Below are 4735 nucleotides of genomic sequence, written 5' to 3'. Positions count from 1 at the left end.
ATCCATTAGCTCTCTTTTCATTTCTTCAGTCAATTTTACTATGCCCATTTATAATTCCTCCCTATTTTATTCAAAAAACTATTTCTCTATCAAAACAGCACGCACAGGAGCGCCCTCTCTCCCTTCGAAATTCAATGGAAATGCAGAAAGGATATATTTGCCGGGAGATATTCCTGTTAGATTCAGTCCTTCAAGAAGAACTATCTCATTCGATAAAAATACATCATGGGCAGGATGTTTTTCATTTCCAAATTGCTCTACTGACAAATAATCAATCCCCACGAGCTTGACGCCGCAATCTACAAGATATTGAGCTGATTTTCCCGTAAAAAAAACATATCTTTTATCAAAATGTTTTTTTCTCCATAATTTTGAATTTCTCGTTTTAAAGAGCACTCTTTTTTCACCACTAATTTTAAATCTTTTCAAATCCTTTACATTAATCTGCTTTTCACAATCGAGCTCATATACAGCCGCATCTCCATAAAAACAATCGAGTTCAAGCTTTTCAACAGTTTTCCCATCATTTATGAAATGATAAGGCGCATCGATATGTGTGCCTGAATGCGCGCTCATTATTACTTTTGTTAGATTGCATACATCTCCCTTGTCTATTTTGTTTTTAAATCGCATTTTAACTTTCGGGTCAGTTGGCCAACCAATCATTTTTTCTCTTATAGGAAGTGAAATGTCATAGATTTTCATTTCTTCTCTCCCTTTGCATATCGTTTAAAAACACACAAAAAAGGTCGTTCTAATCTACCGGAAAAAAATGAAAAATATCCAATAATTATTTTTAACTTTCACAGAAGAGAAATGTCAATTTATTTGAAAGAGAATGAATTTTGAAAGGTATTCAGGTCATACGAATAAAGAATTGAAAGAAAAAATCACCCGCCTGCAACAGGAGGAAAGATGGCTACTCTATCACCATCTTTAAGGACTGTGTCAAGCTCGGCATGAACACCATTTACTATAATTATTTTTGTCTCCTCAACAGGTATTCCAAGATTATCAAGCAAGGACTTTATGGTAGTATTTCCGTCAATCGACATCTTATTGCCTGTCTTCAGGTCCTGTTTCGGCACATATTTTTGAAGTGTCGCATAAACTCTCACTTCAATTTCCGGCATATATCCTGCTCCATAATCTTATGAAAATAGGACCTGCCGCCCTTGATTCGAGCGGCAGGTATCTCTTTATTACAAATTAAATATCAGCCCAAACCTTGTCAAGCTCTTCCGGACTGATTCCAAACTTTACATTATGAGGCGGACATTCTTCGAGGTCAAAAAATTCAGGCAGTCTGTCGTCATTATTGTTGAATCCAGCCGCTTCATTAAATTTGCGCTCTATTCTTATTACTTCTTTCCCCATTTCAATTAAATCATCAACGGTTGCCGAACATCCATATTGGGCATTAATCATATCTGCAATTGCAGGCAAGCCCCTTTCATCATCAAGGCACGCAATAGCCACAAAGAGGCAAAGCCCTGTAGCATCAACAGCCGCAGTTGCTATCTGCATATCTCTCGAACATTCAATCTGTCCATCTGTTTTTAGAGGATCTATATCACCGCCAACTTTAAGGATATTCTGACATACCGCATAACCTGAAGTATGGTCTGCTCCCATTGTGCTTGTTGCATATGTCACACCGATTCCCTTGACAGAACGCGGGTCGTATGCAGGCAAACCCTGTCCCTTTACTACAGGCACCCTTGTAACACCAAAAACTCTGCCAGTAACTGCTGCACCTTGACCAATTATCCGACCAAGAGGTGTTTTTTTGCCAACTTCTTCTAAAAGCTTAATAAATGATGCACCATTACCGAATTCTGCTAATCCTGCCTCCGCTGCCACTGCAAGAGTTACACCTGCTTCGATTGTGTCAAGCCCTATATCATTGCAAAGTCTATTCATTGTCGCTACATCGTCAAGATTGTCAACCTCGAGGTTTCCTCCGAGAGACCATGCCGTTTCATACTCAATTGGAGCACAAAAGGATTTCCCATTCTTATCAGGATAGATATTTGAACATCTGATTACACATCCGGGATGGCATACATGAGTTGCTTTGCCTTCACCGCCGCGTTCTTTGCAAATTTCTGCAATTTTTTCTCCGCTTATATCTGCCGCTTTTTCAAACCTTCCTCTTCTAAAATTCTTTGTTGGAAAACCGCCTGCTTCATTGAGTATGTTCACTAAGACAGCTGTGCCATAATTAGGAAGCGCTTCACCAGTTACAGGATGTTTAAGAAGGACTTGACTGAATGTCTTTGCGGCTTCTTTGAACTTCTCTTCATCTTTTATTGGGACCTTATCTGCGCCTGTATCATCAGCAACTATTGCTTTAATCTTTTTTGAACCCATTACAGCGCCAAGGCCCCCTCTTCCTGCATATCTACCAGAACCTCCCTCAGGGTCTGATACTGAAATTCCGGCATTAGCCATCTTCTCTTCACCTGCAGGACCTATGCTGATTATTCCAGCTTTGTTATACTGTGCCTGAAGTTTTGCAACAGTCTCATAAGTTCCTTTACCTGCCAAATCACCGGCATCTACAAGCTCTGCTTTATCCTTCGTAACAACGAGAACACGAAATTTGTCATCTTTCGGTTCGCCTTCAATTATAATTGCCTTTACATTGTTTCGCGCAAGTTTCTGGCTTGCCGTACCTCCAACATTCGATTCCTTGATTGTCCCTGTAAGAGGGCTCTTACCGCCAAAAGACATTCTGCCTGAGCATGCGGCGGCAGTGCCGCTCAAAACGCCGGGAGCGGCTATCAGCTTATTCATTGGACCAAGCGGGTTGCATGTAGGAGGAACTTCATCTGCCACAATCCTCGATGTTAAACTTCTGCCTCCCAGCATCTGATACTTCTCAGGGCATTTTTCTTCTTTTACTTCTAAAGTGCCGACATTAACTCTAATAATTCTATCCATAATAATCCCCCTTCAATTTAGTGTATATAAAACAGAGCAAATCCTTTAGTTTATTTTCAAAAAGCACAAAATTATCGAATGAATACTCGATATTAAATAATAGAAAAGCCATAAGGCGTCAAGATATTTCTTAATGTTGTCAAGGCAAAGTAGAAATATCCGTTTGCTTCGGCTGTATCTTGTCCGAAAGGGACACCTAATATCGTCACGAACTCGTGACAGCGGCAAGTTCTTTTATAGTTTTCTTAAGTCCTGATAGATTTGAATTAAGTTTTAGAGCAGTGCTATAATGCTCTATAGCTTCTTTAAGTAACCCCATAGACTGATAGACATAGCCTAAATTATTATGCGCTTCATAAGAATTTGGATTAATCGTCAATGCCTTCTCATAACAATTGATTGCTTTCTTCATTAGCCCCTTAACCTGATATGCATAAGCAAGATTATTATATGCTTCATAGTAATCCGGCTTGAACCTAATAGCCAAATTGTACTGCTCTATAGCTTTATCCATTAACCCTTTTGTCAGAAAAGCAATGCCCAAATTATTATATGCATCCGGAAAGTTAGGCTTTATCTTGATTGCTGTTTTATATTTCTCTATTGCTTCGTCTGTCATTCCCTTCATTTGATATGAGACTCCTAAATTATTATTTATATCTGCAATACTTGGATTAAGTTTTAAAGCAATCTTATAACGCTCTATTGCCTTATTAATTAAAATACTGTTGTGATATGCAAGATTTAAATTCGTGTATGCATCTACGGATTGAGGGTTAAGGACAATGCCTTTTTTGAAACATTCGATTGCCAAATCTACCATCCCCTTTTCTATATAAATAAGCCCCAAATTATTGTAAACATCCGGAAATTCGGGATTAATTTTTAAGGCATATTGATATTGTTCAAACGCCTGATCAACTAACCCCTTCATATGATATGCAACACCTAAATTATAATGGGCATCGAAAAAATCCGGATTTATTTTTATTGCAGTTTTGAATTGATTTTCTGCCTCTTCAAAATAACCTTTTATTTGATAGGCAATTCCGAGGTTATTATGCACATCAGGGTAATTAACATTTTCTTTAAGTACATTTTGATACTCTGCTATTGCTTGATCGACATCCCCTTTATCAATATATAAATTCCCAAGATTATTATATGTTTCAAAAGAATAAGGATCATATTTTATTGCAAGTTTACATTCATCTATCGCTTTATCAATAAGCCCTTTTTTTCTATATACTAACGCCAGGTTGCCATGAGCATCTGAAAAATCTGGGTTGATCTTTAAAGCAAATTGAAACTCTTCCATTGCTTTTTCATTTAACCCTTCATTGAGATAACCAACACCAAGATTATTGTGAGGGCGTTCTTTGTCAGGAGATTTATTTACCGTATCTGCCCAAATGGAAGTTACACTTCCATATATTTTATTGCGATCAATAGTTCCAAAAATTAATAGAAGAATCATTAAATAAAATAAACTCATTGAGATCTTTCTATACTTAAACTTATAAAGCGAGATTATTATTGCAGAAAAGAAAAAACTTAATGCGCAAAGGGGTAAATACATCCAGCGCTCAGCCATAAGATCTTTGAGTCGAATCAGTAAATGTGGAGAAATCGTAATTAAAAACCATAGAATAGAAAATGATAATATTCTTTGCCTGCGAAACGTTAACAAAACAGCAAGTAGTAGAATAATCCAAACTGAAATTCCAAAAATAAATTTAGCATCCAAGAAGGAATTGATAAGCAGATAGACATGGTCAATGTTTAAGTT

General features: G+C 37.3%; 4 protein-coding genes. All 4 read right to left on the bottom strand.

Annotated features, from left to right (window positions below; all coding sequences use genetic code 11):
- Window positions 1-78 precede the first annotated feature (78 nt).
- Complete coding sequence (locus D6734_13400; protein RMF91948.1) at window positions 79-705, bottom strand: cyclase family protein; 627 nt, start codon at window positions 703-705, stop codon at window positions 79-81.
- 185 nt (window positions 706-890) lie between these two features.
- Complete coding sequence (locus D6734_13395; protein ID RMF91947.1) at window positions 891-1133, bottom strand: MoaD/ThiS family protein; 243 nt, start codon at window positions 1131-1133, stop codon at window positions 891-893.
- A gap of 76 nt (window positions 1134-1209) precedes the next feature.
- Complete coding sequence (locus D6734_13390; GenBank protein RMF91946.1) at window positions 1210-2946, bottom strand: aldehyde ferredoxin oxidoreductase; 1737 nt, start codon at window positions 2944-2946, stop codon at window positions 1210-1212.
- Window positions 2947-3151: 205 nt separating this feature from the next.
- Window positions 3152-4735, bottom strand: a 1584-nt coding sequence (locus D6734_13385; protein ID RMF91945.1) for a tetratricopeptide repeat protein, incomplete at its 5' end; no start/stop codon positions are given.

This window comes from Candidatus Schekmanbacteria bacterium (assembly GCA_003695725.1).
Classification (GTDB): domain Bacteria; phylum Schekmanbacteria; class GWA2-38-11; order GWA2-38-11; family J061; genus J061.
This window is presented reverse-complemented; position numbering and strand designations above follow the sequence as displayed.